This window comes from Burkholderia sp. E168m23, assembly GCF_016586125.1.
GTDB lineage: Bacteria > Pseudomonadota > Gammaproteobacteria > Burkholderiales > Burkholderiaceae > Burkholderia > Burkholderia orbicola.
The window spans coordinates 1-3,473 of sequence record NZ_BCPP01000782.1; the positions used below are offsets into that span (position 1 = coordinate 1).

The 3,473-nt window shown below is 67.1% G+C and carries 4 protein-coding genes; all 4 read left to right on the forward strand.

Going from position 1 to position 3,473, the window contains the following annotated elements; genetic code table 11:
• Positions 1 to 502: protease modulator HflC (hflC, locus tag JMF90_RS29490; protein ID WP_201325777.1), on the forward strand; the 502-nt coding region annotated here is incomplete at its 5' end.
• A 36-nt stretch (positions 503 to 538) separates the two neighbouring features.
• The gene (locus tag JMF90_RS29495) at positions 539 to 730 is read left to right on the forward strand and encodes a DUF2065 domain-containing protein (protein ID WP_006478685.1); all 192 of its coding nucleotides are present in this window, start codon (positions 539 to 541) and stop codon (positions 728 to 730) included.
• A 112-nt stretch (positions 731 to 842) separates the two neighbouring features.
• Complete coding sequence (locus JMF90_RS29500; protein WP_011549695.1) at positions 843 to 1,991, forward strand: ATP phosphoribosyltransferase regulatory subunit; 1,149 nt, start codon at positions 843 to 845, stop codon at positions 1,989 to 1,991.
• Between the two features lie 113 nt (positions 1,992 to 2,104).
• Entirely contained in the window at positions 2,105 to 3,451 is a 1,347-nt protein-coding gene (locus JMF90_RS29505; RefSeq protein WP_006478687.1) for an adenylosuccinate synthase, read from the forward strand.
• Positions 3,452 to 3,473: the final 22 nt, after the last annotated feature.

Sequence of the window (3,473 nt, forward strand, 5' to 3'; positions counted from 1 at the left end):
CGACGATGCCCTCGGCGGTCAGCGTGCGATCGCCGATGCGGCGCGCGATGCGGCGAAGGCGCAAGCGTCCGGTTTCGGCGTCGACGTCGTCGACGTCCAGCTGACGCGGGTCGACCTGCCGGCCGCGCAGACGGACGCCGTCTATCAACGGATGATCGGCGCGTTGCGCGACCAGGCGGCCCAGGTGCGTGCGCAAGGCGCGGCCGACGTCGAGCAGATCAAGGCCGACGCCGAACGCGAGCAGCAGGCCGTGCTTGCGAACGCATACAAGTCCGCGCAGACGATCAAGGGCGAGGGCGATGCGAAGGCCGCGACGATCGCCGCCGATGCGTTCGGCCGCGATCCGCAGTTCTATCAGTTCTACGCGAGCCTGCAGGCCTACCGGAATACGTTCAAGCGCAACGACATCATCGTCGTCGATCCCGACAGCGAGTTCTTCCGCTTCATGCGCAGCCCGACGGGCGGTGCCGCACCGGCGGCGCCTGCTCCCCGCAAACATTGACCTTGGGGCGCCGCGTCGAGCGGCGCCGTCGCTCGCATGGACCTGGCTGGCTCGTTGTTGCTCGCAGTAGCGCTGATGCTGATCATCGAGGGGGCGTTCCCCTTCGTGTTTCCCGTCGCCTGGCGCGACACGTTTCGTAGAATAGCCGAGCGGCCGCCGCATCATATCCGGATCGGCGGGCTGATCGTGATGGTGCTCGGGCTCGTGCTGCTGCTGCTCGCGACCTGACGGAGCCCCGATCCGGACGGCGCATCCGCCGTTCGTCCCGCCCGATTTCGAAGTTCCGATTCAACTCGCGGCGCGCGTGTCGCGCGCCGTTTCCCGTCGTAGGACCGTACCGATGTCGACCTGGTTACTTCCCGAGAATATCGCCGACGTGCTGCCGTCGGAAGCGCGCAAGATCGAGGAGCTGCGCCGCAGGCTGCTCGACCGCTTCCGTTCGTACGGCTACGAAATGGTGATGCCGCCGCTGCTCGAGTATCTCGAATCGCTGCTGACGAGCGGCGGCGCCGATCTGCGCCTGCGCACCTTCAAGCTGGTCGACCAGTTGTCGGGTCGCACGCTCGGCCTGCGCGCGGACATCACGCCCCAGGTCGCGCGGATCGACGCGCACCTGTTGAATCGTCAGGGCGTGACGCGCCTCTGCTATGCGGGCCACGTGATGCATACGCGTCCGCGCGGGCTGCACGCGACCCGCGAGCAGATCCAGATCGGCGCCGAAATCTACGGGCACGCGGGGCTGGAAGCCGATCTCGAGATCCAGCAACTGATGCTCGACGCGCTGCACCTCGCGGGCCTGTCGCGCATCCGCCTCGACCTCGGTCACGCGGGCGTGCTCGCGGCGCTGCTGGCGCGCGACGCGCAGGCCGCCGAGCGCGGCGAGTCGCTGTACGACGCGCTGTCGGGCAAGGACGTGCCGCTGCTGAACGAACTCACCGACGATCTCGGCGCCGACACGCGTGCCGCGCTGCGCGCGCTGCCGAACCTCTACGGCGACGCGAGCGTGCTCGCCGAGGCGCGCACGCGCCTGCCGGTGCTGCCGGAAATCACGCGGGCGCTCGACGATCTCGCGCAGCTTGCGTCGCAGGCGAAGGGCGTCGAAGTCGCGATCGATCTCGCCGACCTGCGCGGTTACGCGTATCACAGCGGCGCGATGTTCAGCGCCTACATCGACGGCGTGCCGAACGCGATCGCGCGCGGCGGCCGTTACGACCACGTGGGGCAGGCCTATGGCCGCTCCCGTCCGGCAACCGGCTTCTCGCTCGATCTGCGCGAGCTCGCACGGATTTCGCCGGTCGAGGCGCGCGGCACCGCGATTCTCGCGCCGTGGGCGCAGGACGACGCGCTGGGCGCGGCGGTCGCGGCGCTGCGCGATGCGGGCGAGGTCGTGATCCAGGCGCTGCCGGGCCACGACCACGTGCTCGACGAATTCGCATGCGATCGTTCGCTCGTCGAGCGCAACGGCGCATGGGTGGTCGAACCCCGATAAAGAGGCGTTCGCGGGCCGTGCTTCGGCGTGCATATCGTTGAAGCGAAACGGAAAAATTCGGAATCGCCCGCGAACATAGGTAGAATACGTTTTTAACCAGCTAACGAATCAACATGTCTGCCAGCGCAGTGAACGTGACTCCCGGGCGCAATGTCGTCGTCGTGGGAACGCAATGGGGTGATGAAGGCAAGGGCAAGATCGTCGACTGGCTGACGGACCACGCTCAGGGCGTCGTGCGTTTCCAGGGCGGTCACAACGCCGGCCACACCCTCATCATCGGCGGCAAGAAAACGATCTTGCGCCTCATTCCGTCGGGCATCATGCGTGAAGGCGTCGCCTGCTACATCGGCAACGGCGTCGTTCTGTCCCCCGAAGCACTGTTCAAGGAAATCGGCGAGCTCGAAGAAGCCGGCGTGAACGTGCGCGACCGTCTGTTCATCTCCGAAGCCACGACGCTGATCCTGCCGTACCACATCGCGATCGACCAGGCGCGCGAAGCGCGCAAGGGCGCGGGCAAGATCGGCACGACGGGCCGCGGCATCGGCCCTGCGTACGAAGACAAGGTCGGCCGCCGCGCGCTGCGCGTGCAGGACCTGTTCGACGCGAAGACCTTCGCCGATCGCCTGCGCGAAAATCTCGATTACCACAACTTCGTGCTGACCCAGTATCTGGGCGGCGCGGCCGTCGACTTCCAGGCCACGCTCGATACGATGCTCGGCTATGCCGACCGCCTGAAGCCGATGGTGGCCGACGTGTCGCGCCGCCTGTACGACGCGAACAATGCGGGCCAGAACCTGCTGTTCGAAGGTGCGCAAGGCACGCTGCTCGACATCGACCACGGCACCTATCCGTTCGTCACGTCGAGCAACTGCGTCGCCGGTGCGGCGTCGGCTGGCGCGGGCGTCGGTCCGCAGAAGCTCAACTACATTCTGGGCATCACGAAGGCGTATTGCACGCGCGTCGGCTCGGGCCCGTTCCCGAGCGAGCTGTACGATGCGGACAACCCGCAGCGCCAGGACCAGATCGGCGTCACGCTCGCGAACGTCGGCAAGGAATTCGGCTCGGTCACCGGCCGTCCGCGCCGCACCGGCTGGCTCGATGCGGCTGCGCTGCGCCGCTCGATCCAGATCAACGGCGTGTCGGGCCTGTGCATGACGAAGCTCGACGTGCTCGACGGCCTCGACGAAGTGAAGCTGTGCGTCGGCTACAAGGTCGACGGCAAGGACGTGGACATCCTGCCGCGTGGCGCGGTCGATGTCGCGCGTTGCGAACCGGTGTACGAGACGTTCGCCGGCTGGAAGGAAAGCACGGTCGGGATCAACACGTGGGACGCACTGCCGGCGAACGCGCAGGCCTACCTCGCACGCGTCCAGGAAGTGGCTGGCGTGCCGGTCGACATGGTGTCGACGGGCCCGGACCGCGACGAAACGATCCTGCTCCGCCATCCGTTCAAGGTGTAATTCCGAGATGACGCAGCAAATC

Bases quoted from the DNA above. Each gene is read 5' to 3' on its own strand.
- JMF90_RS29495 (WP_006478685.1), top strand. From the start codon at position 539: ATGGACCTGGCTGGCTCGTTGTTGCTCGCAGTAGCGCTGATGCTGATC.
- JMF90_RS29500 (WP_011549695.1), top strand. From the start codon at position 843: ATGTCGACCTGGTTACTTCCCGAGAATATCGCCGACGTGCTGCCGTCG.
- JMF90_RS29505 (WP_006478687.1), top strand. From the start codon at position 2,105: ATGTCTGCCAGCGCAGTGAACGTGACTCCCGGGCGCAATGTCGTCGTC.